This is a genomic window from Pseudomonas sp. UBA3153, from assembly GCF_002364635.1.
GTDB classification, from domain to species: Bacteria; Pseudomonadota; Gammaproteobacteria; order Pseudomonadales; family Pseudomonadaceae; genus Pseudomonas_O; species Pseudomonas_O kuykendallii.
In genome coordinates, this window is sequence record NZ_DEYR01000097.1 from 17,814 (window position 1) to 43,632 (window position 25,819).

Genomic DNA, 25,819 nt, shown 5'->3' on the forward strand with positions numbered 1-25,819 from the left:
CGAACGACATTCGAAGCGTGGGTGAGGAAGGCCCAGAGGCCTATCGGAGGTCAGTAATGCAGTGTCCTGATTTCGAGAGCTTGTTCAGGCTTTCGCCCAATGCCTATCTGTTGTTGAGCCCCGAGCTGATCATCCTCGACGCCAGCCATGCCTACCTGCGGGCTACCGGCCGCAGCCGCGCCGAACTGCTTGGTCAGCGCATCGATGAGGCGTTTCCGCCCGATCCGCTGCAGCCTGAAAGTACGGCCATCGCCGACCTGATGGCTTCGTTCCAGCGCGTCCTAAGCCGCAAGGCGCTCGATACCCTGCCGCTGATCCGCTACGCCATCGCGCGCGAGGGCACCAAGGGCGTGGTTTTCGAGGACCGGTTCTGGAGCGCGACCCACACGCCGATCCTCGACGCCGCCGGCGATGTGCAGATGATTCTGCAGCACACCGTCGACGTCACCGACCTGCAGGCGATGAAGCTAGCGTTGCGCGAGTCCGCCGGTGCCCAGCCGCAGGCGCAGCGCGAAGAAGGCGTGCTGTCGCGCGCGCGGGCGATGCAGGCCGAGGGTTACCAGTTGCGCCAGCTGTTCGAGCAGGCGCCGGGATTCATCTGCTTTCTGCGCGGCGAGCAACACGTCTTCGAGCTGACCAATCCGGCCTACGAGCGCCTGGTCGGCGAGCGCACACTGCTGGGGCGACCGCTGCGCGAGGCGCTTCCCGAGCTGCATGAGCAGGGGTTCTTCGAGCTGTTCGATCACGTCTACCAGAGCGGTCAGGCGTACGTTGGCAAGAAGAGCCGCGTGCAGCTGCAGCGCCAGCCCGGTGTGCTGGACGAGTTGTACGTCGACTTCATCCTGCAGCCGATCACCGAGTCGGACGGCACGGTGTCGGGGATTTTCGTCCAGGGCAGCGACGTCAGCGAACAGAAGCGTAGCGAGGACGAGCTGGCCGGCTATCGCCAGCACCTCGAGGAGCTGGTGGCGGCGCGTACCGCCGAGCTGGAGAAGAGCGAAGCCGAGCGCCGGCAGACCGAAGAGGAACTGCTGCAGGTGCGCAAGCTGGAGGCCATAGGCCAGCTCACCGGTGGCATCGCCCATGACTTCAATAACGTGCTGCAGGTCATTGGAGGCAACCTGCAACTGCTGCGCCGCTCGCTTGGGGACGACGCCACCAGCCTGCGCCGCCTCGAATCGGCGGTCGCCGGCGTGGAGAAGGGCGCGCGCCTGGCCTCGCAGCTGTTGGCGTTCGCCCGTCGCCAACCCCTGATGCCCAGGACGCTGGACATGGGCGACCTGTTGCAGCGCATGAACGAGCTACTGCAGCGCTCGCTGGGCGAGGGCACGTCCATCCAGCTAGAGATCGACGACGGACTCTGGTCGACGTTCGCCGACGTCGGGAATCTCGAGGCGGTGCTGCTCAATCTGGTGATCAACGCGCGCGACGCGATGCAGGGCAATGGCGGCGTCCTGCGGCTGCAGGTGCGCAACGTCACGCTCGATCAGCAGTATGCGGACAGCCATGGCGACGTGCTCGTTGGCGACTACGTGCAGCTCAGCGTGGTCGACGAAGGCTGCGGCATGAGCCCCGAGGTGCTGGAGCGCGCCTTCGAGCCGTTCTTCACCACCAAGGGCGGGCGCGGTGGCAGCGGGCTCGGCCTGAGCATGGCCTACGGTTTCGTCAAGCAGAGCGGCGGGCACATCACCCTGGCCAGCGAAGAGGACGGCGGCACCGCCGTGGTCATCTATTTGCCGCGTTTCCTTGAGGAAGGCGAGGCCGATGACGCGAGCCTGAACGACGAGTCGACGACGGTGCAGCCTGCCGCGCCCGCTGAGGAGGCGCCGCAAGCCGAGGCGGCCCCGGTGTCCGGCCTGAGCATCCTTTTCGTCGAGGACGATTTCACCCTGCGCATGCTCACCGGCGAAGTGATCGAGGAACTGGGCCATCGCGTGCACGCCTGCGAGTCCGCCGAAGAGGCGCTGCAGGTTCTGCAGGGCGCGCATTTCGACGTGTTGCTCACCGACATCGGGCTGGGCGGAATGTCCGGGCTGGAGCTGCTGCGCGCGGTTGCCCCGAGCCATCCGCAGCTCAAGCTGGTGATCGCTTCCGGCTATCCGGTGGATGCGCGCAAGGAAGGCGTGCCGGCGGCGCAGGTACTGCTCAAGCCCTACGACCTGCAGCAGGTGCGCGAGCTGCTGGCCGCGCTGGCGGGCTAGTCGACCGGGCAGGGCGGGCTGGTTAAATATTCGCCAGTTCGCCTTGCGCGGCCCATCACCCTTCACTAGAATGGCGCCCCTTGCCGAGTGGGCAGGCGTTCGCGCGCCTCCTTCCGGGCAAGGCCAAAACGAGAAATTTCACTCCTTGCCTGACCGGTTCTCCCGGCAGGCTACAACCCGTAAGGAGCATTCATGCGTCATTACGAAATCATCTTCCTGGTCCACCCGGATCAGAGCGAGCAGGTCGGCGGCATGGTCGAGCGCTATACCAAGCTCATCGAAGAAGACGGCGGCAAGATCCATCGTCTGGAAGATTGGGGCCGTCGTCAGCTGGCTTATGCCATCAACAACGTGCACAAAGCGCACTACATCATGCTCAACGTAGAGTGCAGCGGCAAAGTCCTGTCCGAACTGGAAGACAACTTCCGTTACAACGATGCCGTGATCCGTAACCTGGTCATCCGTCGCGACGAAGCCGTTACCGGCCAGTCCGAGATGCTCAAGGCCGAAGAGAACCGCAGCGAGCGCCGTGAGCGCCGCGATCGCGTTGAAAGCCCTGACGGCGCCGATGGCGACGACAGCGACAACGCTGACGAGTAATCACCGGATCTATTGAGGAGCCACTTTCATGGCACGTTTCTTCCGTCGTCGTAAATTCTGCCGTTTCACCGCTGAAGGCGTTAAAGAGATCGATTTCAAGGATCTCAACACCCTGAAAGCCTACGTTTCTGAAACCGGCAAGATCGTTCCTAGCCGTATCACCGGCACCAAGGCCAAGTATCAGCGTCAGCTGGCAACCGCTATCAAACGCGCTCGCTACCTGGCCCTGCTGCCCTACACCGACAGCCACGGCCGTTGAGACGGGCAGTCGACGCAAGCAAGGGATAGATGAGTAGGCATGCGCGCATTCGCTGATTTCGTCATGCGCGGCCGCATGCAGGCCACCCTGGTGGTGGTCGGGGCCGCGGCGTTGCCGCTGTTGTTCTGGCTGAGTGCGGCCGCGGGCAGTCTGGTACTGCTGCGGCGCGGGTTGAGCGATGCCCTGGGCATCGTCGCCTGGGCACTGTTGCCGGCGCTGGTCTGGTGGTACTTCGGCGAGCCGCGCACCCTGATGGTGATGCTCGGTTCGCTGGGGCTGGCACTGGTGCTGCGTGGTGCTGTTTCGTGGACGCGTGTGTTGCTGGCCAGCGTGCCGCTGGGCCTGGTTTACGGCCTGGTTCTGGGTGCGGTTTTCGGCGAGCCGATCGCGGCCATGGCGGGTGAGCTGCAGAAGCTCATGCCGCAGGTGCTCGATGGCGTCTACCAGCAGATGTCGGCAGACGAGCGAGTACGCCTGGAGAGCCTGTTGGCGCCAGTGCTGACCGGACTGATGGCTGCGTTGTTGCAGACCCTCAGCCTGCTCAGCCTGATGCTCGGGCGCTACTGGCAGGCGGCGCTGTACAACCCGGGCGGTTTCGGTAGCGAGTTTCGCGCGCTGAGGCTGCCGGTGCCGGTCACGCTGATGCTGATCGCCGGCATGCTGCTGGGCCCCAATCTGGGGGCGCAGATGGCCATGCTGACGCCGTTGTGCAGCGTGCCGCTGGCGTTCGCCGGCATCGGCCTGATGCACGGCCTGGTCGCCGGTGGCACGTTGAGCCGGTTCTGGCTGGTTGGCCTGTACATAACGCTGCTGGTGTTCATGCAGCTGATCTATCCGTTGCTGGTGGTCTTGGCCATCGTCGACAGCTTGTTTGATTTTCGCGGACGCACGGGGCGCAAGAGCGGTCCGGATTCCGTGGACGGTGAAGGTTAAAAGTTCAAGAGGTAAGACCCAAATGGAAATCATCCTGCTGGAAAAAATCGCCAACCTGGGCAACCTGGGCGACAAGGTGAACGTCAAGGCCGGTTACGGTCGCAACTACCTGCTGCCGCAAGGCAAGGCCACTGCTGCCACCGCCGCCAACGTCGCTGCGTTCGAAGAGCGCCGCGCCGAGCTGGAAAAAGCTGCTGCCGACCGTAAGGCTTCCGCCGAAACGCGTGCTGCTCAGCTGGCCGAGCTGGAAGTCACCATCACCGCGACCGCGGGCGATGAGGGCAAACTGTTCGGTTCCATCGGTACCCACGACATCGCCGACGCACTGACCGCCTCCGGCGTCGAAGTGGCGAAGAGCGAAGTCCGTCTGCCGAACGGCACCATCCGTCAGGTCGGTGAATACGACGTAGCCGTGCACCTGCACAGCGATGTCGAAGCCACCGTCAAACTGATTGTGGTGGCCGCCTAAGTCGGGCGACCGCAGGCCCCGCATTCAGCGGGTCTGCTTACAATCGGGCACGACATTGCGCAAGCGATGCCGTGCCCGTTGTTTTTCAGGCGGCGTTAACGCCGTATCCTGTCCGAAATTTTTGCGTGATCATCGATCGCGCCGCTAAATCCATCGCTCGTCTCGAATCGCCGCCGACTCCTATGAACGACATCAGCATCCCGCAGCAATACGACCTGGAAACCGCCGCGCTCAAGGTGCCGCCCCATTCCATCGAGGCCGAACAGGCCGTGCTTGGCGGTCTGATGCTGGACAACAATGCGTGGGAGCGCGTGCTTGATCAGGTCTCCGATGGCGACTTCTACCGGCATGACCACCGGCTGATCTTCCGGGCGATCTTCAAGCTGGCCGAGCGCAACTCGCCGTTCGACGTGGTGACCCTTTCCGAGCAACTGGACAAGGAAGGCCAGCTCAGCCAGGTCGGCGGCCTGGCCTATCTTGGTGAGCTGGCGAAGAACACGCCGTCGGTGGCCAACATCAAGGCCTACGCGCAGATCATCCGCGAGCGCGCCACGCTGCGTCAGCTGATCGGCATCAGCGCCGAAATCGCCGACAGCGCCTACGCCCCCCAGGGGCGTACGGGCGAGGAGATTCTCGACGAGGCCGAGCGGCTGATCTTCCAGATCGCCGAGGCGCGGCCGAAGACCGGCGGGCCGGTCGGGATCAACGACATCCTGGTCAAGGCCATCGATCGTATCGATTCGCTGTTCAACAACGGTGACGCGATCACCGGCCTGTCCACCGGCTTCAACGACCTGGATGCACAGACCAGCGGCCTGCAGCCGGCCGACCTGATCATCGTTGCCGGCCGTCCGTCGATGGGCAAGACCACCTTCGCGATGAACCTGGTGGAAAACGCGCTGATGCGCAGCGACAAGGCGATCCTGGTGTTTTCCCTGGAGATGCCTTCCGAATCCATCGTGATTCGTATGCTCGCTTCCCTCGGCCGCATCGACCAGACCAAGGTGCGTGCCGGCCGCCTGGATGACGACGACTGGCCGCGCCTGACCTCGGCGGTCAACCTGCTCAACGACCGCAAGCTGTTCATCGACGACACCGCCGGCATCAGCCCTTCGGAGATGCGCGCGCGCAGCCGGCGCCTGGCGCGCGAGCACGGCGAGATAGGCCTGATCATGGTCGACTACCTGCAGCTCATGCAGATCCCCGGTTCCAGCGGTGACAGCCGGGTCAACGAGATCTCCGAAATCTCGCGCTCGCTGAAGGCCCTGGCCAAGGAATTCAACTGCCCGGTGGTCGCCCTGTCGCAGCTCAACCGTGGTCTGGAACAGCGCCCGAACAAGCGCCCGATCAACTCCGACCTGCGTGAATCCGGCGCCATCGAGCAGGACGCCGACATCATCATGTTCGTCTATCGGGACGAGGTGTATCACCCGGAAACCGAGTTCAAGGGCGTCGCCGAAATCATCATCGGCAAGCAGCGTAACGGTCCCATCGGCACCACGCGGCTGGCTTTCCTCGGCAAGTACTCGCGCTTCGAGAACCTCGCGCCGGGCAGCTACCAGTTCGACGACGAGTAAGTTCGCGTCCGTCGCGGCGGTCCTCGCCGCCAATCAATGAAAACCTGCGCCGTGGCGCTACCATGGCGCTCCCGTTTTCCTTTCAGGATATCCAGCATGCGTCCGCTGTTCGCCCAGATCGACCTGGCCGCCGTTCGCCACAACCACGCCTTCGCCAAGCGCTGCGCGCCCGGTCGCCAGGTGTTCGCGGTGGTCAAGGCGAATGCCTACGGACACGGCGTGCGCGAGGTGGTCACCGCGCTGCACGACGAGGCCGACGGTTTCGCCGTGGCCAGCCTGGAGGAGGGCGCCGAGGTTCGCGCGATGCACGATGGCGCGCGCATCCTGTTGCTCGAGGGCTGCTTCGAGGCGGGCGAGTACGCCGTTGCCGCACGGCTGCGCATCGACGTGGTGGTGCAGGGGGTGGAGCAGGCCGAGGCGCTGCTCGCCAGTCGCCTGCCGGCACCGCTCAACGTCTGGCTGAAGCTGGATTCGGGCATGCACCGCCTGGGTTTCGACGCCGATGCGCTGCGCGCCTGGCATCCGCGCCTGGCCCAGACCGATCAGGTCGCCGAACTCAACCTGATGAGCCACTTCGCCTGTTCCGACGAGCGCAATCATCCGCTCACCGAGGCGCAGCTGGAGCAGTTCCTCGGGTTGCTCGACCTGGATTTCGCCCAGCGCAGCCTGGCCAACTCGGCGGCCGTGCTGACCCTGCCGGCCGCGCACATGGACTGGATTCGCCCTGGGATCATGCTCTACGGCGCCACGCCGTTCGCCGAGCTTTCCGCCGCCGAGCTGGGGCTCAAGCCGGTGATGAGCCTGAATGCGCAACTGATCGCGGTGCGCGACGTGGCCGCCGGTGAAAGTGTCGGCTACGGCGCCGGTTGGGTGGCTGCGCGGCCCTCGCGCATCGGCACGGTGAGCTGCGGGTACGCCGATGGCTATCCGCGCAACGCGCCGGCCGGCACGCCGGCGATCATCCGCGGCCAGCGCGCGCCGCTGGCCGGACGCGTGTGCATGGACCTGCTGATGATAGACCTGACGGACCTGCCGGAAGCCGGCGTCGGCGATGCCGTCGAACTGTGGGGCGCGCAATTGCCGGTGGACGAGATCGCGGCGGCCTGCGGCACGGTCGGCTACGAGCTGCTGACCAAGGTCACCGCCCGCGTGCCGCGCCGTTATCGTTCCTAGGCTCCGGCGTCCGCCGGGCCGTCCGGCCACTCCTCGCCGCCGCTGACGGCCGCCGCCGAGCGGCCACCGCGTTTGACTTCGTAGAGCGCCGAGTCGGCCGCCTGGTAAAGGCTGGCGAAGTGGGTGGCGTGGCGCGGATAGAACGCCACGCCGATGCTCACCGTCACCCACAGGTGATAGCTGGCGTAGGCCACCGGCTGCGAGAGCTTCTTCAACAGGCGGTCGGCGATCATCTTCGCGTGACTTTCCGCATCCGGTCCGCAGATCAGCACGGCGAATTCGTCGCCGCCCAGCCGCGCCACGCTGTCGAGGCCGCGCACGCTCTCGCGAAGGCGGGCGGCGGTGGTGCGCAGCATCATGTCGCCGGCGTCGTGGCCGTGGCGGTCGTTGATCGGCTTGAAGTGATCGAGGTCGATCAGCATCAGCGCGAAGCTTTCGCCGCGGCGGATGGCGTTGGCCATGGCGTTGTCCACCCGTTCGATCAGATGGCGGCGGTTCGGCAGTTCGGTGAGCGGGTCGTGGAAGGCCGCCAGCTCCAGTTCCTGCTCGCGTTGCGAGAGGCGCTGGTTGCTCGCCGCCAGTTCCGCGGTGCGCTGCTTCACCGCCCTTTGCAACTCGGCCTCGCTGGCCTGGATTTGCGCCAGGCGCGCGGTCTTCTCGCGGTCGGCCTGCTCCAGGGCGATCGCTTTGTCCTGCTTGAGCATCTGGATGCGGTAAGCCAGGGCGAAGGAAAACAGGATCGATTCGGCCGCCACCGCCAGGGGGAACACGTAGGCGTTCCACGCCGAGGGCTGCACCACGCCGGTGGCGCGTAGCAGCAACAGGCCGACGCTGGCGAGGATCACGCCGTAGCCGCACAGGTAGAGGTACGCCGGGAAGTAGCCCTGGCGGCCGCGCACCAGCGCTGACCAGAGTGCGCCGGGGATGCTGGTCAGCGCCAGCACGACGAACAGCCAGGCGCCGAAGCCGCGCCAGCCGAGGCCGTCGAAGATCACGGCGATCACGTAGAGCGCGCAGGACAGATCCAGCAGCCGATGCGCCCAGCGCACGTGCTGGCGGGTCTGCAGCAGGTTCTGGGTGAAGCGGCAGGCGCCGAAGCCCCAGAGCGCCGGAATGCTGATGCGGTCCAGCCAGAAGGGCACCGGCGAATCCGGCCAGAGGTACTGGAAGCCGTGTCCGCTCATGCTGAGGATCATCAGCAGCGCGCCGGCGGTGGTCGTCACGTACCAGAAATAGGCGGCGTCGCGCAGGCTGAGGAAGATGAACAGGTTGTACAGCAGCAGCGCCAGGATAATTCCGTAGATCACCCCGAGGTAGAGGTTTTCCTGGGCGGCGAACCGGTCCAGGTCGCCCAGTTGCCAGATTTTCAGGGGGAAGGAATTGCCGGCCGGGTCGAAGCTGCGCAGGTAGAAGGTCAGCGGCTGCTCGCCCAGCGCCGGCAGGGCGAACAGCATGCGCCGGTAAGCATGGTCGCGGCCTTCGGCGAAGCTGACCCGCTCGCCGGACTGGCGCGTGTGCCAGCCGCCGCCCTCGCCCGGCAGGTACAGCCGCAGGTCGAGCAGCGTCACCGAGCCGACCTCCAGCCACCACAGTGCCGGGGCATCGGCGCCGCGCTGCAGGCTGACCTTGATCCACCAGGGATTGCGGCTCTGGCCGACGCTGGCCCTGCCGTCGGCGGGCTGGAAGCGCGCCTGCACGGCCGGGTCGGCGAGGTCGGCGATGCTCAACTGGCCGCCGACATCGTCGAGCAGTTCGATCTGCCCGTTGAGCGTTCGTCCACTGTCATCCTGATTGATCAGTACCGGTGCCGCCTGCACCGCGCCCAGCGCGAACAGTACGGCGAGGAAGATCATTGCACGCATCCAAGCGCTCCCTGGTGGATTGGACGTCTGGAGCGTCCCTGTCGCCTGAATATAAGCACAGCCCATCGTCCAATGGCAGGCGCCCGGTCGGGAAAGACCCGGTCGGGAAAGACCCTGCTGCACGGTCGGACTTGTTCATTTTTTGTGCTATATTCCGCGGCCGTGAAATTCAGCCGGTCCCCTGACGATGCAAGCCGCCAAGCCGTTGTTCGACTATCCCAAGTACTGGGCCGAGTGTTTCGGCCCCGCGCCCTTCCTGCCGATGAGTCGCCAGGAAATGGATCGGCTCGGCTGGGACAGTTGCGACATCATCATCGTCACCGGCGATGCCTATGTCGATCACCCGTCCTTCGGCATGGCCATCATCGGCCGCCTGCTGGAGTCGCAGGGTTTCCGCGTCGGCATCATCGCGCAGCCGGATTGGCAGTCGAAAGACGATTTCATGAAGCTCGGCGAGCCGAACCTGTTCTTCGGCGTCGCCGCCGGCAACATGGATTCGATGATCAACCGCTACACCGCCGACAAGAAAATCCGCTCCGACGACGCCTACACGCCGGGCGGCCTGGCCGGCAAGCGCCCGGATCGCGCCAGCCTGGTCTACAGCCAGCGCTGCAAGGAGGCCTACAAGCATGTGCCGATCGTGCTCGGCGGCATCGAGGCCTCGCTGCGTCGCATCGCGCATTACGACTACTGGCAGGACCGGGTTCGTCATTCGATCCTGATCGACGCCTGCGCCGATATCCTGCTCTACGGCAACGCCGAACGCGCGGTGGTGGAGATCGCCCAGCGCCTGTCGTTCGGGCAGAAGATCGAGGACATCACCGACATCCGCGGCACCGCCTTCGTCCGCCGCGATACGCCCGCCGGCTGGTACGAGATCGACTCCACGCGCATCGACCGTCCGGGCAAGATCGACAAGATCATCAATCCGTACGTCAACACCCAGGACACCGCCGCCTGCGCCATCGAGCAGGAGAAAGGTGCGGCCGGCTCAGGTGCGGCCGGCTCAGGACCGCTCGAGGACCCGAACGAAGCCAAGGTCGTGCAGTTGCTGCCGAGCCCGAAGCTGACCCGCGACAAGACCGTTATCCGCCTGCCGTCCTTCGAGAAGGTGCGCAGCGACGCCGTGCTCTACGCCCACGCCAACCGCGTGCTGCACCTGGAAACCAACCCGGGCAACGCCCGCGCGCTGGTGCAGATGCATGGCGAGGTCGACGTCTGGTTCAACCCGCCGCCCATTCCGATGAGCACCGAGGAAATGGACTACGTGTTCGGCATGCCCTACCAGCGCGTGCCGCACCCGGCGTATGGCAAGGAGAAGATTCCGGCCTACGAGATGATCCGTTTCTCGGTGAACATCATGCGGGGCTGCTTCGGCGGCTGCACCTTCTGCTCGATCACCGAGCACGAAGGCCGGATCATCCAGAACCGTTCCGAGGAGTCGATCATTCGCGAGATCGAGGAGATCCGCGACAAGGTGCCGGGCTTCACCGGGGTGATTTCCGACCTCGGCGGACCGACCGCGAACATGTACCGCATCGCCTGCAAGAGCTCGGAAATCGAATCCGCGTGCCGCAAGCCGTCCTGCGTATTCCCGGGCATCTGCCCGAACCTGAACACCGACCATTCCTCGCTGATCCAGCTGTACCGCAGCGCCCGTGCGTTGCCCGGCGTGAAGAAGATCCTCATCGCCTCGGGCCTGCGCTACGACCTCGCCGTCGAGTCGCCGGAGTACGTCCGGGAACTGGTTACCCACCACGTCGGTGGCTACCTGAAGATCGCCCCGGAGCACACCGAGGAAGGTCCGCTCAACCAGATGATGAAGCCGGGCATCGGCACCTATGACCGGTTCAAGCGCATGTTCGAGCGGTTCTCCAAGGAAGCGGGCAAGGAGCAGTACCTGATCCCGTACTTCATCGCCGCGCATCCGGGCACCACCGACGAAGACATGATGAACCTGGCCCTGTGGCTCAAGGGCAACGGCTTCCGTGCCGACCAGGTGCAGGCGTTCTATCCGTCGCCGATGGCGTCGGCCACCGCGATGTATCACTCGGGCAAGAACCCGTTGCGCAAGGTGACCTACAAGAGCGAGGGGGTCACCATCGTCAAGAGCGAGGAGCAGCGCCGCCTGCACAAGGCCTTCCTGCGCTACCACGACCCGAAGGGCTGGCCGATGCTGCGGGAGGCGCTGACCCGCATGGGCCGCGCCGATCTGATCGGGCCGGGCAAACACCAGTTGATTCCCCTGCACCAGCCGGCGACCGACGGCTACCAGAGCGCCCGGCGCAAGAACTCCACGCCGGCCGGCAGCCACAAGGTCGCCAAGGAACAGAAGATCCTCACTCAGCACACCGGCCTGCCGCCGCGCGGCAGCGACGGCAGCAAGCCGTGGGACAAGCGCGAGGAGGCCAAGGCGGCCGCCCAGGCGCGGCGTCAGGCGGACCGCGCCGGCGGTGCGCCGCTCAAGGGCAAGGGCAAGAAGCCGGCGCGCCCCGTAGCGCCACGCTAACGGGTTGCATCCCGGTGAGCGCCGCAGGGCGCTTCTTCCGGGATCTACTTATTAGTCGAACCCTTCTAGCACCGGTCGTCGGTGTATCCCCGCTTTATCGAGACGTCCCGGGCCGTTTCCCCTGAAGGCAACCGCCTCCGCCGCCGGGTCAGCTTGCCGCAGGGCGGTCGATGCCCCATCCTTGACCGTGTCGCGCATGCGCCGGCGGCCCGTGCTCCCTCATGGTGCCGGCGGGCGTAGACCGCTCCCTGCACGGGCCCTATTGGCTGGCATGGGTCTTGCGCGTCGCAAGTCATCGCCCAGGCCCGCAGGAGGCTCGTCGTGTCGATTCATGTCGCGTTGCACCATGTAACCCACTATCGCTACGACCGCCTGGTCGAACTCGGCGCCCAGATCGTGCGTTTGCGCCCGGCGCCCCACAGCCGTACACGCATCCTTTCCTATTCGCTCAAGGTCCTGCCCGAGAAGCACTTCATCAACTGGCAGCAGGACCCCCAGGGCAACTACCTGGCGCGCCTGGTGTTCCCCGAGAAGACCCGCGAATTCAAGGTCGAGGTCGACCTGGTCGCCGAGATGGCGGTGTTCAACCCCTTCGATTTCTTCCTCGAACCCTATGCCGAGAAGATTCCCTTCGCCTACACCGGCGAGGAAAAACGCGAGCTGGCGCCCTACCTGGTGCAACTGCCGCTGACGCCAAAGTTCGAGGCCTATCTCGCCGGTATCGACCGCACCGCCACGCCCAGCGTGGACTTCCTCGTCGCGCTCAACCAGCGCCTGGCGAAGGACATCCGCTACCTGATCCGCATGGAGCCGGGCGTGCAGACGCCTGAGGAAACCCTGGTCAGCGCCGCCGGTTCCTGCCGCGACTCGGCCTGGCTGCTGGTGCAACTGTTGCGTCATCTGGGCCTGGCCGCGCGGTTCGTCTCGGGTTATCTGATCCAGCTCACCGCCGACGTGAAATCCCTCGACGGGCCGAGCGGCACCGACGTCGACTTCACCGACCTGCACGCCTGGTGCGAGGTCTACCTGCCGGGAGCCGGCTGGATCGGCCTGGATGCCACCAGCGGCCTGTTCGCCGGCGAAGGTCACATCCCGCTGGCCTGCAGCCCCGAGCCGTCGTCCGCCGCGCCGATCAGCGGGGCGGTGGAAAAGTCCGAGGTCGAGTTCAGCCACGACATGCGCATCGAGCGCATCTGGGAAGCGCCGCGCGTCACCAAGCCCTACAGCGACGAGCAGTGGCAGGCCATCGACCATCTCGGGCGGAAGATCGACGCCGACCTCAAGCGCGACGACGTGCGCCTGACCATGGGCGGCGAGCCGACCTTCGTCGCCCTCGACTACCCCGACGATGCCGAGTGGAACACCGCCGCGCTCGGTCCGAACAAGCGCAGGCTGGCCGCCGAACTGTTCCACCGCCTGCGCGAGCACTATGCGCCGAATGCACTGGTGCACTTCGGCCAGGGCAAGTGGTATCCGGGCGAGCAACTGCCGCGCTGGTCGCTGAACTGCTTCTGGCGCCGCGACGGCGAGCCGATCTGGCAGGACCCGGCGCTCTACGCCGACGAAACCCGCTACTACGGCGCCGATGCGCGCCTTGCCGCGCGTTTTCTCACCACCCTGGCCGGGCACCTCGGATTGTCCGGCGAGCACGCGTTCCCTGCCTTCGAGGATTGGCTCTACTACCTCTGGCGCGAGCGCAAGCTGCCGCTCAACGTCACCCCGGAAGACTCGCGCCTGGCCGATGCCCAGGAGCGTGAACGCCTGCGCAAGGTGTTCTGCCGCGGCGTCGGCGAAGTCGTCGGCCACGTCCTGCCGCTGGCGCGCAGCGAGAAAGGCGAGGAGTGGATCACCGGGTCCTGGTTCCTGCGCGACGAACATTGCCGGTTGATTCCCGGCGATTCGGCGATGGGTTACCGCCTGCCGCTGGATTCGCAGCCGTGGGTGCGCGAGGCCGACTATCCCTTCGTGCGCCCGCGCGATCCCAACCAGTTCTTCGCCGAACTGCCGCCGCGCCTGGAAATCCAGGGCCGGGTGAAGACGCCGCTGTTCCCGCAGAAAGCCGCCAAGGCCGAGGACCCGACGCCGCCGCCGAAGCTCAACGAGTCCGCCCACCAGATCGTCCGCACCGCGCTGTGCGCCGAGCCGCGTGACGGCCGCCTGTACCTGTTCATGCCGCCGCTGGAGCGTCTCGAGGATTACCTCGAACTGGTCGCGGCGATCGAGACCACCGCCCGCGAGCTGCGCTGCCCGATCCTCATGGAAGGCTACGAGCCGCCCAGCGATCCGCGCCTGACCAACTTCCGCGTCACCCCCGATCCGGGCGTGATCGAGGTGAACATCCAGCCCTCGGCGAGCTGGGAAGAGCTGGCCGAACGCACCGAGTTTCTCTACGAAGCGGCGCGGCAGACGCGCCTGACCAGCGAGAAATTCATGGTCGACGGTCGCCACACCGGCACCGGCGGCGGCAACCACTTCGTTCTCGGCGGCGCGACCCCGGCGGATTCGCCGTTCCTCCGGCGTCCGGACCTGCTGCGCAGCCTGATCAGCTACTGGCACAACCACCCGTCGCTGTCGTACCTGTTCTCCGGGCTGTTCATCGGCCCGACGTCGCAGGCGCCGCGCGTCGACGAGGCGCGCAACGACTCGCTCTACGAGCTGGAAATCGCCTTCGCGCAGATGCCCGAGCCGGGCGCGGAATGCCCGCCGTGGTTGGTCGACCGCCTGCTGCGCAACCTGCTGGTGGATGTCACCGGCAACACCCACCGCTCCGAATTCTGCATCGACAAGCTGTACTCGCCGGACGGCGCCACCGGACGCCTCGGCCTGCTCGAACTGCGCGCCTTCGAGATGCCGCCGCACGCGCGCATGAGCCTGACCCAGCAGTTGCTGCTGCGCGCGCTGGTGGCGCGGTTCTGGAACGAACCCTATGCGCCCCTGCGCCTGGCGCGCTGGGGCACCGAGCTGCACGACCGTTTCCTGCTGCCGCATTTCGTCGAGCAGGATTTCGCCGACGTGATCGCCGAGCTCAACCAGGCGGGCTATCCGCTGCGCAGCGAATGGTTCGCCGCGCACTTCGAGTTCCGCTTCCCGCGCTACGGCGACTACGTGGTGCAGGGCATCGACCTGGAGCTGCGTCAGGCGCTCGAACCCTGGCATGTGCTGGGCGAAGAGGGCGCGGTGGGCGGCACGGTGCGCTACGTGGATTCGTCGCTGGAGCGCATGCAGGTCAAGCTCAGCGGCCTGGCGCCGGACCGCTACATCCTCACCTGCAACGGCGCCAGCGTGCCGTTGCGCGCCACCGGCAAGGTCGGCGAGTTCGTCGGCGGCGTGCGCTATCGCGCCTGGCAGCCGGCGAACAGCCTGCAGCCGAACATCCCGGTGCACGCGCCGCTGGTTTTCGACCTCTTCGATACCTGGATGCAGCGCTCGCTGGGCGGTTGCCAGTATCATGTCGCCCATCCTGGCGGGCGCAATTACGAGACCCTGCCGGTCAATTCCAATGAAGCCGAGAGCCGGCGCCTGGCGCGTTTCTTCCGCTTCGGCCACACCCCAGGCAAGCTGGCGCCGCCGCGCCCGGTTGTCTCGGACGAGTTGCCGATGACCCTGGACCTGCGTCGCGTGTGAACCAGAGCCGCGCCGCGCAGGTTCAGCCTGCGGGATTCGAGCGCGGCCATGATCGGCCCTGATTAACTGTCTATCGAGCCACTGATGCCCGACTTGCTTGCCGATTGTCCGTCAACCCCGCGGGCCTATCACGAAATGCTCGATGCGAGCGGCCGGGTTCGCCCGCACTGGGACAAGCTCTACCAGCACCTCGAGCGCAGCAGCCCGGCGCAGCTGGAACAGCGCCAGGCACTGCTCGATCGGCAGATTCTCGAGAACGGCGTCACCTACAACGTCTATGCCGACCCCAAGGGCACCGACCGTCCCTGGGCGCTCGACCTGCTGCCGAACCTGATCAGCGCCGAGGAGTGGCAGGGCATCGCCGCCGGCGTCGCCCAGCGCGCGCGCCTGCTCGACAGCGTGCTCGCCGACATCTACGGCCCCCAGCAACTGCTCGCCGACGGCCTGCTGCCGACCGAACTGGTGTTCGGCCACAACAACTTCCTGTGGCCGTGCCAGGGCATCCGTCCGCCGGGCGGCACCTACCTGCACAGTTATGCCGTGGACCTGCGCCGCGCGCCGGACGGGCGCTGGTGGGTGATCGCCGACCGCACGCAGACGCCCTCCGGCGCCGGCTACGCGCTGGAGAACCGGCAGATCATCTCGCGCACCTTCCCGGACCTGTTCCGCGAACTGCGCGTGCAGCACCTGAGCAGCTACTTCCGCACCCTGCGCGAAACGCTGGTCCGGCAGGCGCCGCGCGAGGACAACGAAGCGCCGATGGTGGTGCTGCTGACCCCGGGGCGTTTCAACGAAACCTATTTCGAGCACCTCTACCTGGCGCGCCACCTGGGCTTCCCGCTGGTGGAGGGCAGCGACCTGACGGTGCGCGACGCCACCTTGTACCTGAAGACCCTGGGCGGCCTGCAGCGCGTGCACGCGGTGTTGCGGCGCCTGGACGACGACTTCTGCGACCCGCTGGAACTGCGGACCGACTCCGCGCTCGGCGTGCCCGGCCTGCTCGAAGCGGTGCGCCAGGGCCGCGTGCTGGTGGCCAACGCACTGGGCAGCGGCGTGCTGGAGTCGCCCGGACTGCTCGGCTTCCTGCCGAAGATCCAGGAGAAGCTGTTCGGCGAGGAACTGCTGCTGCCGTCCATCGCCACCTGGTGGTGCGGCGAGGCGCCGGTGCTGGAGCAGGCGCTGGAGAAACTCGGCGACCTGCTGGTGATGCCGGCCTTCCCCTCGCAGAGCTTCGTCCCGCAGCTCGGTCACGACCTCGACGCCGCCGGGCTGGCCAACCTGACCCGGCGCATCCGCGCGCGGCCCTACGCCTACGTGGCGCAGGAGATCGCACAGCTGTCGCAGGCGCCGGTCTGGCAGGACGAACACATGCAGTCGCGGGCGATCGGCATGCGCGTCTACGCGGTCGCCAGCGCCGACGGTTACCGTGTGATGCCGGGCGGGCTGACCCGCGTTTCCGCCGAGTCCGGCGCCCAGGTGGTGGCCATGCAGAGCGGCGGCGGCAGCAAGGACACCTGGGTGCTGGCCGGCCACGCCGCGCTGGGGGAGGCGCCACGCCCGCGTCCGCTGGGCGTGCACGACGTGGTCCGCCGCGATCCGCACCTGCCCTCGCGAATCGTCGAGAACCTGTTCTGGTTCGGCCGTTACGCCGAGCGCTGCGACGACCTGACCCGCCTGCTGCGCGTGGTTCTGTCGCGCTATGTCGGCGACGACGACGAACCCATGGCGCTGGCGACCGCGCTGCAACTGGCGGAGGACCTCGGCGTGCTGCCTGACGAGGAGGACACGCTGGAAGAACGGCTGTTCGTCGCCCTGCTCGGCGAGGACTGGATCTACAGCCTGCGCGCCAACCTGCAGCGGCTGAACTGGACCGCGTCGCAGGTGCGCGGGCGGCTGTCGCGGGAGAACTGGCTGGCGCTGATGGAAATCCAGCGCGAGGCGCAGACCCTGGAGCGCGAGGAGGCCGACCTCGGCGAGCTGCTGGACTTCCTCAACCGCCTGCTGATGTCGCTGTCGGCGCTGTCCGGCTTCGCCCTCGACGACATGACCCGCGACGACGGCTGGCGTTTCCTGATGATCGGCCGACGCATCGAACGGCTGCAGTTCCTCGCCGAAGCCATCGCCGGATTCCTCGATGGTGAGGCCGTGCAGGACCAGGCGGCGCTGGAGTGGCTCCTCGAGCTGGGCAACAGCACCATCACCTACCGCTCGCGCTACCAGGCCGCGCCGCAGTTGATCCCGGTGCTCGACCTGCTGCTGCTGGACGAGCAGAACCCGCACGCGGCGCTGTTCCAGCTGCTCGAGCTGGAGAAGGCTCTGGACCACCTCAGCGAGCAGTTCGGCAGCCAGCACGAGTTGACCTTGGCGCTGCTCACCGACCGCCTGCGCCTGGTCGACCTCGGCACCCTGGAAAACGCGCTGTTCGGTGAGGCCGGCAAGCGCGCCGTGCTCAACGGCCTGAGCCAGTTGCTGCGCGCGGTCGGCGAGGCCGCCGGGCAGCTTTCCGATCGCCTGGCGCTGCGCTTCTTCGCCCACGTCGATGCCAGCCAGCAGACGGTGTCCTCATGAGCGCGCGCTACCAGGTCATCCACGACACCCACTACCGCTACGCCACCGCGGTGTCGCTGGCCAAGCAACTGGCGCACCTGTGGCCGCGCGACTGCGCCTGGCAGCGCTGCATCGTCCGCGAACTGAACGTCGAGCCGGCGCCGACGCAGCGCCGCGACGAGCTGGACATCTTCGGTAATCCGCTGACCCGCCTGGCCTTCGAGCGGCCGCACGAGGAGTTGCGCGTCGAGGCGCGCCTGGACGTGGAGATTCTCGCCCGGCCGCTGCTCGATCCCCTGCAGTCGCCGCCCTGGGAGGACGCCAGCGCCGCGCTCTCCTACAGCGGCGCGCCGCTGTCGACCGAGGTACTGGAAGCCAGCCGCTTCCGCTTCGAGTCGCCGGCGGTTCGCCTCAAGTATTCCTTCGTCGATTACGCCGAGGACTGCTTCACCGCGGGCCGCCCGCTGCTGCAGGGCGTCCAGGCGCTGATGCAGAAGATCTTCCGCGAGTTCACCTTCGATGCCACCGCTACCCAGGTGGCGACGCCGCTGCTTGAGGTGCTTGAGAAGCGCCGCGGGGTCTGCCAGGACTTTGCCCACCTGATGATCGCCTGCCTGCGCTCGCGCGGCCTGGCGGCGCGCTATGTCAGCGGCTACCTGCTGACCCAGCCGCCGCCCGGCCAGCCACGGCTGATCGGCGCCGATGCCTCGCATGCCTGGGTGTCGGTGTACTGCCCGCGACAGGGCTGGGTGGATTTCGACCCGACCAACAACGTGCAGCCGGGCCTGGAACACATCACCCTGGCCTGGGGCCGCGACTTCTCCGACGTGTCGCCGCTGCGCGGGGTGATCCTCGGTGGCGGCAGCCACGACCCCGACGTACAGGTCACCGTCACCCCGGCCGGCGAGGTGGCGGTGGCTCCCGGGCGTGAGTAGCGCCCGGGAGCGTCGTTTCACTGCGGCGTCTGCGGCGTCACCCGCCACACCGTATCGCCGACGTCGTCGGCCACCAGCAGCGCGCCCTGCTTGTCCGTCGCCACGCCCACCGGGCGGCCGAGGGCTTCGCCGTCGTCACTGAGGAATCCGGTCAGCACGTCTTCCGGTGGGCCGGCCGGGCGACCGTTGGCGAAGGGCACGTAGATCACCTTGTAGCCGCTGCGTGGCTCGCGGTTCCAGGAACCGTGCTGGCCGACGAAGGCGCCGCCGCTGTAGCGCTTGAGCAGGTCGCCCCGATAGAAGGTCAGGCCCAGCGACGCGGTGTGGGCGCCCAGCGCGTAGTCGGGAACGATGGCCTTGGCCACCAAGTCGGGGCGCGGGGGCTGGACACGGCTGTCGACGTGCTGGCCGTAGTAGCTGTAGGGCCAGCCGTAGAAACCGCCGCTCTTCACCGAGGTCATGTAGTCGGGCACCAGGTCGCTGCCGATCTCGTCGCGCTCGTTCACCGCCACCCACAGCTCGCCGCTTTCCGGTTGCCAGGCCAGGCCGTTCGGGTTGCGCAGCCCGGCGGCGAACAGCCGCGAGGTGCCGCGGGCCGGGTCGACCTCGAGGATGCCGGCGCGGTCGCGCTCGGCGTCGATGCCGTTCTCGGCGACGTTGCTGTTGGAGCCGACGCTGACGTAGAGCAGCGAACCATCGCGGCTGGCGACCAGGTCCTTGGTCCAGTGGTGGTTGATGCTGCCGGCCGGCAGGTTGACGATCTTTTTGCCTGGCTCGTCGATGCGCAGCGCGCCCTCGCGGTAGGGGAAGCTCAGCACGGCGTCGGTATTGGCGACGTACAGGGTGTCGCCTACCAGCGCCATGCCGAACGGCGAGTTGAGGCCTTCGATGTAGGCGCTCCGGACTTCGGCAACGCCGTCGCCGTCGGCGTCGCGCAGCAGGGTGATGCGGTTGGCGCTGCCCAGCCCGGAGCCGGCGCGCTGCATGCCCTTCTTGGTCAGCCAGGCTTTCACGCCGTTGCCGTCGTCCGGTTTGGGCGGCGCGTCGGTTTCCGCGACCAGGATGTCGCCGTTGGGCAGGACCAGCAGCGTGCGCGGGTGATCCAGGCCCTGGGCGAACGCACGCACCTGCAGGCCCTGGGCGGCGACTGGCGTCTGGCCCTCGGCCCAGCCACGCGCCTTGGCGATGTTCACCGTCGGCAGGAGACTGGAGGCGGGCTCGGGCAACCGGGGTTGCGGGCCGTAACTGTCGGCGATCGGCAGCGTGGCCTTCTCGCAGCCGACCAGTGCGACGCAGAGGGCAAGGGTGAGCGGCAGGGTGGGTAGGCGGTTCATCGCATCTCCGGGGTTCAGGGGAGTCGTTCTCGTGGGTGAGTCTCGTCGTCCGAGTCGTTCGGTGAAACCTTGGGAATGACGAAGAAGATGATCAGGGCGAGCAGGGTGCTGAGTACCGCCGTGGCTTCGCGGCCCATGCCTACGGCGATGCCGATGGCGGCGGTCAGCCAGATGCCGGCGGCGGTGGTCAGGCCGTGCACTTCATGGACGCTGTTGCCTTTGATGATGGTGCCCGCGCCGAGGAAGCCGACGCCTGCGGCGATGCCCTGGATGGCGCGGCTCAGGGCGTCGTGCTCGGCCCCGGACATGTGCGGGGCGAGCACGAACAGCGCGGCGCCGAGCGACACCAGCATGTGCGTGCGCACGCCGGCGGCCTTGCCCTTGGCGGCGCGCTCGTAGCCCAGCGCGCCGCCGAGCAGGGCGGCGAGGCCCAGGCGCAGCACCAGGCGCGTGGTTTCGGCAAGGTCCGGCAGGTCGGAAAACTCTTCGGCGACCGTCGCGCTGATGATCTGCCACCACTCCATGCACCGCTCCCGCCGTCATGCGCCCGCTCGCGCCTCGGCAGTTTTGACCCCGCCGCGCTGCGAGGGTTTTATCCGCGCATCGAACGCGCGGCACGACCTACGGCATGACCTCGAAGCGCAGCACGCCGATCATCTGGCCGGCTTCGGTGACGACCTGCACCTGCCAGTCGCCGACCACGTCGTCGGGGAAGTTCTGCTTGTGTGTCCACGAGCGGTAGCCTTCCTTGCCGCCGCCGTGGATGTCGAGGGCGATGCGGTCGACGATCTGCCCGTCGTGCTGCCAGACGTGATAGATGCGCTCCTTCAGTCCGCGCGGCGCGTTGATCCGGGTGAAGGCGTAGAGACCCTGGCTCTTGAGCTGCGCGGCGCTGATGCTCTCCACGCTGACGCCGGGCTTGCGGGTAAGGTCGTCGAACTGCTCGGTGACCGCCACTTCGCCCAGCCAGAGGGTCGACGGCGGCACCCACAGCCGCGCCTGCCAGCCCACCGCGCCGAGCACCAGCATCAGCGCCAGCGAGATCAGCCAACGCCGCCAGCCGGCCAGCTTGAGGCTGCCGATCAGGCTCGGGAACGACAGCACCGCGGCCACTCCGAGCGACCAGGCGTAGGCCTGCGGCGTGCTCAGGTGAAGGATGATCGGCAGCGCGGTGAGCAGCACGGCGAAGAGCGTCAGGCTGTGGAACGACATGAATACCCAGCGCCGCGCGGCCAGCCCCTTGTAGTACAGCGGGTCGGTGATCGAGGCCAGCGCCGCGGCGCCGAGCAGGCCGGTGAACAGCGCCTGGCCGCTGTTCCAGGTCGTGGTGATGAAGAAGAACGGCAGGACGAAGAACAGGCTCTCCTGGTGGATCATCTGCGTCGCATAGCGCAGCAGCGGCGGCGGCAGGTCGAAGCCGAACCAGCGTGCAGTGCAGCGGCGCAACGTGCTTTCGAGCACCAGCCAGAGCCAGCTGACCAGCATGGTCACGGCGATCAGCTTGGCCAGGCTGGCTTGTCGGTCGACCAGCAGGAAACTGGCCAGGCCGGAGACGAAGCCGAACACGGCGATCGCACGCGGGTAGCGTCGCAACAGCTCGGTGACCAGGCCGACCAGGCGCGCGATTCGGGTTTTCCAGACGGACATGCGCTTCTCGGAGCCGTAAATGGGGGCGTTCAGGTAGGGGCGTCGGCTGTCAGCGCGGCTCGCGGTCTTCCCACTTGGGCAGCACGGTGGGCCGCCAGGCATCCAGCAGATCGAGCAGGCCGGAGGCGGAGTCGCTCAGCTGCAGCATCTCGCGGTGCGGCGGACGGACGAAGCCTTCGTTCACCAGGTGATCGAGAAATGCGCCGAGCTTGCCGTAGAAACCCATCACCTCGAACAGGCCGAGGGGTTTGGCGTGATAGCCGAGCTGGCCCCAGGTCCACACCTCGAAGAGTTCCTCCAGGGTGCCGAGCCCGCCCGGTAGGGCGATGAAGGCATCGGAGAGTTCGGCCATGCGCGCCTTGCGCGCGTGCATGCCGTCGACCACTTCCAGGCGCGTCAGGCCGGGATGGCCGATCTCCGCGTCACGCAGGCTTTGCGGAATGATGCCGATGACTTCGCCGCCAGCCCTGAGCGTGGCGTCGGCAACGATACCCATCAGGCCCACCGCGCCCCCGCCGTACACCAGCGTCATGCCGCGTCGGGCGATCTCTTCGCCGAGGCGCTCGGCGGCCTCGCGGTAAACAGGATCCCGGCCCGTGCTGGCACCGCAGAACACGCAAACGGAACGTAACGACATCATCTACTCCGTGGTCATTCAGGCACACAGAGTAACGGCCCGCACCGGGCGGGGCCATGCTTTCAGACGAGTCGTTCGGCGTCGGGGCTGATACCGCTGGCACCACAGGCATAGGCCGCCAGTACCGCGCGCAGTAATTCGTTGAGATACATCATTGCTCTCCTAAAGTGGCGTTGACGGTCTCATCCTATAAGGTCAGGGTATGCCCCACTCGTTGAGAATCTGTATCAACCCGATAGTCCGACATGCGGATTCCGGGTGCGCGGTGTCAGCGATATCCCGGCCCACGAAGCCAGGACCATCGCCGGCCACGACGTTATGCTGCGGCACGGCGTCTTTGCGACACGGCGCCGCAGGTGCTGTGTAAGAAGCCGCTGCTCTGGCAGTCTTGACGGGATGACTCACTGCCAATGCCCTACTGCCCAGGAGGCAAGATGATCCGCAAACTCGCAATCGCAACCCTGCTCGCCGTCGCCAGCGCCCCGGTCTTTGCCGCCGAATGCAAAGTCGATATCGAGGCCACCGACCAGATGACCTTCAACACCAAGGCCGTTCAGATCAGCAAGAGCTGCAAGCAGTTCACGGTGAACCTGAAACACGTCGGCAAGCTGCCGAAGAACGTGATGGGCCACAACTGGGTGCTGACCTCCGCCGCCAACGAGCAGCCGGTCGCCACCGACGGCATGTCCGCCGGCCTCGACAAGAACTACATCAAGGAAGGCGACGACCGCGTCATCGCCCACACCAAGGTGATCGGCGGTGGCGAAAGCGACTCCGTGACCTTCGATGTGTCCAAGCTGGCTGCCGGCACCGACTACGCGTTCTTCTGCTCGTTCCCGGGCCACGTCGCGATGATGAAGGGCACGGTCACCCTGGTCGACTGAGTCGTCCATCGATCGAAAGAAGGCCGCTTCCGAGCGGCCTTTTTCATGCCCGGCGTTTCTTTCAATGGACGCTGCCAGGGCGGTCATTCCGTTTTTTCCTGCTGCGCTCAGAGGCGCTCGAGCATCCAGCGCACGAAGTCGCGCACCTTCGGCACTTCGGCCACCTGCTCCGCGTAGGCCAGGTAGTAGGCGTTGTGGCTGCTCATCGCGTGGTCCCAGGCGACCACCAGCTTGCCTTCGGCGAGCTCCTCCTCGACCAGGAAGCGCGGCAGCAAGGCCACGCCGCAGCCGACCTGGGCGGCGCGGATGCACATGTAGAAGCTGTCGAAGCGTGGCCCGTGATAACTGTGTTCGGTGTGCAGGCCCTGGCCGAGGAACCAGTCGTGCCAGGCTTCGGGGCGGCCGGTGTTCTGCAGCAGGACGAAGTCGGCGAGCCGGGTCGGGTCTTCCAGCGGCTGTTCGGGCAGCAGCCCCGGCGCGCATACCGGCAGCATCTCCTCGTCGAACAGACGCACGCATTCGGCGCCCGGCCGCGCACCCTGGCCGAAATAGAACGCCAGGTCGCTGCGGCCCTGGATCAGGTCGTCCGGCTCGCGCTCCTGGCGCAGGTCCAGGTGGATCTGCGGGTATTCCAGGCGCCAGCCCTTGAGTCGCGGAATCAGCCAGCGCGCGGCGAAGGTCGGCGGCGCGCAGACGCGCAGCACCGCGGTCTCGCCGCCGTAGGAGCGCAGGTAGTGGGTCGACATTTCGATCTGGGTGAGGATCTTGCGTACCTCGTCCAGGTACAGCGAGCCCGCCGGGGTCAGTTGCAAGCGACGGCGCACGCGGCGCAGCAGCAGATGCTGGATCTGCTCCTCGAGCTGGGCGACCTGCTTGCTCACCGCGCTCTGCGTTAGGCTCAGTTCCTCCGCGGCGCGGGTGAAGGACAGGTGCCGCGCCGCCGCCTCGAAGCATTGCAGCGCGGTGAGCGAGGGAAGGTTGCGTTTGTTGAGCATGGCGGCCTCGGGTGGGGGGCTTTGCATGAGCGAATGGAATGATAACTGGAACAATGCTCGTTTGTTGGCGCGCCCGGTAGCCGCTATTAATAAGGCATCCCTCGTCACCGATTTTCAGGAGTTCGTATGCTCGGCTCATTGTTCGACCGTCTGGGGCTTTCCCCGCAGCTGATCCAGCAGGGCGATCTCGCCGTGCACTCGCCCATCGACGGCAGCCGTATCGGCAGCGTCGCGCTGCAGGGCGCCGCCGATGTCGAGCAGGCGGTCGGGCGCGCCGAGCGGGCGTTCCAGGCGTGGCGCTCGGTGCCGGCGCCGCGTCGCGGCGAGCTGTTGCGGCAGTTCGGCGAGGCGCTGCGGGCACACAAGGCCGATCTTGGTGAGCTGGTGTCCTGGGAGGCCGGCAAGATCACCCAGGAAGGTCTGGGCGAAGTGCAGGAAATGATCGACATCTGCGACTTCGCCGTCGGCCTGTCGCGTCAGTTGTATGGCCTGACCATCGCGTCGGAACGCCCCGGCCATCACATGCGCGAGAGCTGGCAGCCGCTGGGCGTGGTCGCGGTGATCAGCGCCTTCAACTTCCCGGTCGCGGTGTGGGCGTGGAATGCCGCGCTGGCGCTGGTCTGCGGCAACCCGGTGATCTGGAAGCCGTCGGAGAAGACCCCGCTCACCGCGCTGGCCTGCCAGGCGCTGTTCGACAAGGTGGTCGCCGGTTTCGACGGCGCGCCCGAGTACCTCAACCAGGTGCTGATCGGCGATCGCAGCGCCGGCGAAGCGCTGGTCGAGGACCCGCGCGTGGCGCTGGTCAGCGCGACCGGCAGCACGCGCATGGGACGCGAGGTGGCGCCCAGGGTTGCCGCCCGTTTCGCCCGCAGCATCCTCGAGCTGGGCGGCAACAACGCGATGATCCTCGCGCCCAGCGCCGACCTCGATCTGGCCGTGCGGGCGATCCTGTTCAGCGCCGTGGGCACCGCCGGGCAGCGCTGCACCACGCTACGCCGGCTGATTGCCCACGAATCGGTGAAGGCGGAAATCGTCGCTCGGCTTAAGGCGGCCTACGCCAAGGTGCGCATCGGCCATCCGCTGCAGGGTAATCTGGTCGGTCCGCTGATCGACCGGCAGGCCTTCGAGGCGATGCAGGGCGCGCTGAGCCAGGCGCGCGGCGAGGGCGGCAAGGTGTTTGGCGGCGAGCGCCAACTAGCCGAGCAGTTCCCCGAGGCATTCTACGTGTCGCCGGCCATCGTCGAGATGCCCGAGCAGAGCGACGTGGTGCGCGGTGAGACCTTCGCGCCGATCCTCTACGTCATCGGCTACAGCGACTTCGAGCAGGCGCTGCAGCTGAACAACGCCGTGCCGCAGGGGCTGTCCTCCTGCGTGTTCACCAACGATGTGCGCGAGGCGGAGCAGTTCATGTCCGCGACCGGCAGCGATTGCGGCATCGCCAACGTCAACATCGGCCCGAGCGGCGCGGAGATCGGTGGCGCCTTCGGTGGCGAGAAGGAAACCGGCGGCGGCCGCGAGTCCGGCTCCGACGCCTGGCGCGCCTACATGCGCCGGCAGACCAATACAGTGAACTACTCGCGCGAACTGCCGCTGGCGCAGGGCATTACCTTCGACTGAGCAGGCGGCGTTTCAG

19 protein-coding genes are annotated in these 25,819 nt (G+C 66.9%); 13 read left to right on the forward strand and 6 right to left on the reverse strand.

The features are described from left to right. Positions 1 to 56: 56 nt before the first annotated feature. The 7 genes from B2X67_RS19760 to alr all read left to right on the forward strand — a co-directional run bounded on the left by B2X67_RS19760 (position 57) and on the right by alr (position 7,212). Positions 57 to 2,201, forward strand: a complete 2,145-nt coding sequence (locus tag B2X67_RS19760) for an ATP-binding protein (protein WP_286786547.1) — start codon at positions 57 to 59, stop codon at positions 2,199 to 2,201. Between the two features lie 192 nt (positions 2,202 to 2,393). Next, on the forward strand, positions 2,394 to 2,801 hold the full coding sequence (gene rpsF, locus B2X67_RS19765) for a 30S ribosomal protein S6 (protein WP_090223824.1): 408 nt from the start codon (positions 2,394 to 2,396) through the stop codon (positions 2,799 to 2,801). A gap of 28 nt (positions 2,802 to 2,829) precedes the next feature. After that, complete coding sequence (rpsR, locus tag B2X67_RS19770) at positions 2,830 to 3,060, forward strand: 30S ribosomal protein S18 (protein WP_016495030.1); 231 nt, start codon at positions 2,830 to 2,832, stop codon at positions 3,058 to 3,060. A 39-nt stretch (positions 3,061 to 3,099) separates the two neighbouring features. Further along, on the forward strand, positions 3,100 to 3,993 hold the full coding sequence (locus B2X67_RS19775) for a hypothetical protein (RefSeq protein WP_286786548.1): 894 nt from the start codon (positions 3,100 to 3,102) through the stop codon (positions 3,991 to 3,993). 22 nt (positions 3,994 to 4,015) lie between these two features. Further along, on the forward strand, positions 4,016 to 4,462 hold the full coding sequence (gene rplI, locus B2X67_RS19780) for a 50S ribosomal protein L9 (RefSeq protein ID WP_273229051.1): 447 nt from the start codon (positions 4,016 to 4,018) through the stop codon (positions 4,460 to 4,462). Between the two features lie 182 nt (positions 4,463 to 4,644). After that, complete coding sequence (dnaB, locus tag B2X67_RS19785; protein ID WP_282338714.1) at positions 4,645 to 6,039, forward strand: replicative DNA helicase; 1,395 nt, start codon at positions 4,645 to 4,647, stop codon at positions 6,037 to 6,039. Between the two features lie 96 nt (positions 6,040 to 6,135). Further along, entirely contained in the window at positions 6,136 to 7,212 is a 1,077-nt protein-coding gene (alr, locus tag B2X67_RS19790; RefSeq protein ID WP_282338715.1) for an alanine racemase, read from the forward strand. On the opposite strand, the gene B2X67_RS19795 is transcribed toward alr, so the two are convergent. Further along, positions 7,209 to 9,074 (reverse strand): diguanylate cyclase, encoded by a 1,866-nt coding sequence (locus B2X67_RS19795; RefSeq protein ID WP_286786549.1) that lies wholly within the window; start codon positions 9,072 to 9,074, stop codon positions 7,209 to 7,211. The genes alr and B2X67_RS19795 overlap by 4 nt on opposite strands. 187 nt (positions 9,075 to 9,261) lie before the next feature. On the opposite strand from B2X67_RS19795, the gene B2X67_RS19800 reads away from it, so the two are divergent. The 4 genes from B2X67_RS19800 to B2X67_RS19815 all read left to right on the forward strand — a co-directional run bounded on the left by B2X67_RS19800 (position 9,262) and on the right by B2X67_RS19815 (position 18,689). Further along, positions 9,262 to 11,583, forward strand: coding sequence for a YgiQ family radical SAM protein (locus B2X67_RS19800; RefSeq protein WP_286786550.1), 2,322 nt, complete (start codon positions 9,262 to 9,264; stop codon positions 11,581 to 11,583). A 321-nt stretch (positions 11,584 to 11,904) separates the two neighbouring features. Next, positions 11,905 to 15,207, forward strand: a complete 3,303-nt coding sequence (locus B2X67_RS19805) for a DUF2126 domain-containing protein (protein WP_286786551.1) — start codon at positions 11,905 to 11,907, stop codon at positions 15,205 to 15,207. A gap of 84 nt (positions 15,208 to 15,291) precedes the next feature. Further along, positions 15,292 to 17,775, forward strand: coding sequence for a circularly permuted type 2 ATP-grasp protein (locus tag B2X67_RS19810; protein ID WP_286786552.1), 2,484 nt, complete (start codon positions 15,292 to 15,294; stop codon positions 17,773 to 17,775). Then, positions 17,772 to 18,689: a transglutaminase family protein gene (locus tag B2X67_RS19815; RefSeq protein ID WP_286786553.1), complete on the forward strand. Its 918-nt coding sequence runs from the start codon at positions 17,772 to 17,774 to the stop codon at positions 18,687 to 18,689. Before B2X67_RS19810 ends, B2X67_RS19815 begins: the two co-directional genes overlap by 4 nt. A gap of 17 nt (positions 18,690 to 18,706) precedes the next feature. On the opposite strand, the gene B2X67_RS19820 is transcribed toward B2X67_RS19815, so the two are convergent. The 4 genes from B2X67_RS19820 to B2X67_RS19835 form a co-directional block, all read right to left on the reverse strand. Continuing rightward, complete coding sequence (locus B2X67_RS19820) at positions 18,707 to 20,023, reverse strand: PQQ-dependent sugar dehydrogenase (protein ID WP_286786554.1); 1,317 nt, start codon at positions 20,021 to 20,023, stop codon at positions 18,707 to 18,709. A gap of 14 nt (positions 20,024 to 20,037) precedes the next feature. After that, positions 20,038 to 20,547 carry an MgtC/SapB family protein gene (locus B2X67_RS19825; protein WP_286786555.1) on the reverse strand — a complete coding sequence of 170 codons (510 nt, stop codon included), beginning with the start codon at positions 20,545 to 20,547 and terminating at the stop codon, positions 20,038 to 20,040. Between the two features lie 97 nt (positions 20,548 to 20,644). After that, complete coding sequence (locus tag B2X67_RS19830) at positions 20,645 to 21,670, reverse strand: DUF5924 family protein (protein ID WP_282342281.1); 1,026 nt, start codon at positions 21,668 to 21,670, stop codon at positions 20,645 to 20,647. Positions 21,671 to 21,719: 49 nt separating this feature from the next. Further along, positions 21,720 to 22,307, reverse strand: coding sequence for a TIGR00730 family Rossman fold protein (locus tag B2X67_RS19835; protein ID WP_282342283.1), 588 nt, complete (start codon positions 22,305 to 22,307; stop codon positions 21,720 to 21,722). Positions 22,308 to 22,741: 434 nt separating this feature from the next. On the opposite strand from B2X67_RS19835, the gene azu reads away from it, so the two are divergent. Beyond that, positions 22,742 to 23,191, forward strand: a complete 450-nt coding sequence (gene azu, locus B2X67_RS19840) for an azurin (protein ID WP_090223801.1) — start codon at positions 22,742 to 22,744, stop codon at positions 23,189 to 23,191. Positions 23,192 to 23,298: 107 nt separating this feature from the next. Here azu and B2X67_RS19845 read toward each other — a convergent pair whose 3' ends face one another. Continuing rightward, the gene (locus B2X67_RS19845; RefSeq protein ID WP_286786556.1) at positions 23,299 to 24,186 is read right to left on the reverse strand and encodes a LysR substrate-binding domain-containing protein; all 888 of its coding nucleotides are present in this window, start codon (positions 24,184 to 24,186) and stop codon (positions 23,299 to 23,301) included. Positions 24,187 to 24,312: 126 nt separating this feature from the next. Here B2X67_RS19845 and B2X67_RS19850 point away from each other — a divergent pair, with 126 nt between their 5' ends. Then, positions 24,313 to 25,803: an aldehyde dehydrogenase family protein gene (locus B2X67_RS19850; RefSeq protein ID WP_286786557.1), complete on the forward strand. Its 1,491-nt coding sequence runs from the start codon at positions 24,313 to 24,315 to the stop codon at positions 25,801 to 25,803. The last annotated feature ends 16 nt before the right edge of the window (positions 25,804 to 25,819 follow it).

What these genes read in the sequence shown, in the direction of transcription:
- B2X67_RS19850 (WP_286786557.1), top strand. Translation starts at nt 24,313, where the DNA reads ATGCTCGGCTCATTGTTCGACCGTCTGGGGCTTTCCCCGCAGCTGATC.
- azu (WP_090223801.1), top strand. Translation starts at nt 22,742, where the DNA reads ATGATCCGCAAACTCGCAATCGCAACCCTGCTCGCCGTCGCCAGCGCC.
- rpsF (WP_090223824.1), top strand. Translation starts at nt 2,394, where the DNA reads ATGCGTCATTACGAAATCATCTTCCTGGTCCACCCGGATCAGAGCGAG.
- B2X67_RS19845 (WP_286786556.1), bottom strand. Translation starts at nt 24,186, where the DNA reads ATGCTCAACAAACGCAACCTTCCCTCGCTCACCGCGCTGCAATGCTTC.
- B2X67_RS19815 (WP_286786553.1), top strand. Translation starts at nt 17,772, where the DNA reads ATGAGCGCGCGCTACCAGGTCATCCACGACACCCACTACCGCTACGCC.
- B2X67_RS19795 (WP_286786549.1), bottom strand. Translation starts at nt 9,074, where the DNA reads ATGCGTGCAATGATCTTCCTCGCCGTACTGTTCGCGCTGGGCGCGGTG.
- B2X67_RS19830 (WP_282342281.1), bottom strand. Translation starts at nt 21,670, where the DNA reads ATGTCCGTCTGGAAAACCCGAATCGCGCGCCTGGTCGGCCTGGTCACC.
- B2X67_RS19800 (WP_286786550.1), top strand. Translation starts at nt 9,262, where the DNA reads ATGCAAGCCGCCAAGCCGTTGTTCGACTATCCCAAGTACTGGGCCGAG.
- B2X67_RS19760 (WP_286786547.1), top strand. Translation starts at nt 57, where the DNA reads ATGCAGTGTCCTGATTTCGAGAGCTTGTTCAGGCTTTCGCCCAATGCC.
- B2X67_RS19825 (WP_286786555.1), bottom strand. Translation starts at nt 20,547, where the DNA reads ATGGAGTGGTGGCAGATCATCAGCGCGACGGTCGCCGAAGAGTTTTCC.
- alr (WP_282338715.1), top strand. Translation starts at nt 6,136, where the DNA reads ATGCGTCCGCTGTTCGCCCAGATCGACCTGGCCGCCGTTCGCCACAAC.
- B2X67_RS19810 (WP_286786552.1), top strand. Translation starts at nt 15,292, where the DNA reads ATGCCCGACTTGCTTGCCGATTGTCCGTCAACCCCGCGGGCCTATCAC.
- rplI (WP_273229051.1), top strand. Translation starts at nt 4,016, where the DNA reads ATGGAAATCATCCTGCTGGAAAAAATCGCCAACCTGGGCAACCTGGGC.
- rpsR (WP_016495030.1), top strand. Translation starts at nt 2,830, where the DNA reads ATGGCACGTTTCTTCCGTCGTCGTAAATTCTGCCGTTTCACCGCTGAA.
- B2X67_RS19775 (WP_286786548.1), top strand. Translation starts at nt 3,100, where the DNA reads ATGCGCGCATTCGCTGATTTCGTCATGCGCGGCCGCATGCAGGCCACC.
- B2X67_RS19820 (WP_286786554.1), bottom strand. Translation starts at nt 20,023, where the DNA reads ATGAACCGCCTACCCACCCTGCCGCTCACCCTTGCCCTCTGCGTCGCA.
- dnaB (WP_282338714.1), top strand. Translation starts at nt 4,645, where the DNA reads ATGAACGACATCAGCATCCCGCAGCAATACGACCTGGAAACCGCCGCG.
- B2X67_RS19835 (WP_282342283.1), bottom strand. Translation starts at nt 22,307, where the DNA reads ATGTCGTTACGTTCCGTTTGCGTGTTCTGCGGTGCCAGCACGGGCCGG.